A 1225-nucleotide genomic window follows, 5' to 3' on the forward strand; every position below is an offset into this window, starting at 1 on the left:
ATACTCCACGGATCTGTTCAAGAGGGAAACGATGGAGCGTTTTGTCACGTATTTCAAAAATATAGTAGGTAGTGTCATAGAAGATCCAACGGTACGGTTATCGGACATAGCCATGATCACCCCCGATGAGCGCGATGAGCTTTTGCACGCTTACAATGATACGGCGGTGGCCTATCCCTTGGACAGGACGGTCATCGACCTTTTCGAGGACCAGGTCGAGAAGGCTCCTGATAGTGTAGCTGTTTTTAATGGTGGTGAAAGTGTTACCTATAGTGAACTTTTCGAAAGTGCTTTAGGAGTGGCCGATTTTTTAAGCTCCCGTTCATCCCGTGGGGACGTTATAGGTGTTTTCGGGGATAGATCGATTGATACGATAGTTGCAATAGTGGGGATCTTGATGAACGGTTCGGCCTATTTTCCTATAGACATGGATGCCCCTTCGGAACGTATAAGGTATATGTTGGACGACGCTAAAGTAAATGTGATCTTGACCGACAGTCTTTTACCTGAGGATATCAGCGACACCTATTCGGTATTCGATATATCTTCCATTGAGATTCAACAGGCCCATGAAGAAACCCTGTCCAATGGTCTCTTAAGTGATCTGGCTTATGTGATTTATACTTCGGGCACAAGCGGCAGGCCAAAAGGAGTTATGATTAGTCACCGGAACATAGTAAGCCTTGTGGTCAATGCGGATTATGTCGAACTTGATGAATCGACAAGGATTTTACTGACAGGTGCATTTTCCTTTGATGCGACTACATTTGAAATATGGGGCAGCCTATTAAATGGAGGGTCACTTTATTTACCACCTCAGGCTACACTTTTAGATTCTAATTTATTAGGTGCTGCGATTAAGAAGTATGATATAAATACGATGTGGTTAACTTCATCATTGTATAATTTCCATGTTGACGAAAAAGCTGAAATATTTAAAGGTTTAAAATATCTTTTAATTGGAGGGGAGGCACTTAGTCCCTATCATGTGAACAAGATAATGGAAATGTACCCAGCAATCCAAATGATTAATGGTTATGGTCCTACAGAGAACACTACTTTTTCGATTTGTTATAGAATAGGAAAAGATTGTCGGGATCGTATTCCAATCGGTAGGCCCATAGGAAATACAAAGGCATATATTCTTGGTGTCAACAATCAGCTATTGCCCAAAGGAACAACGGGAGAACTTTGCATAGGCGGAGCTGGGCTTGCCAGGGGCTAT

Annotated in this window: 1 protein-coding gene; it reads left to right on the forward strand. The window is 42.4% G+C overall.

Annotated features, from left to right (window positions below):
* A partial coding sequence (locus ACKWCA_RS23970) for an AMP-binding protein (RefSeq protein WP_413980785.1) occupies positions 1 to 1225 on the forward strand: 1225 nt, incomplete at both ends.

Origin of the sequence: Maribacter corallii (assembly GCF_047345415.1) — a bacterium.
Classification (GTDB): domain Bacteria; phylum Bacteroidota; class Bacteroidia; order Flavobacteriales; family Flavobacteriaceae; genus Maribacter_C.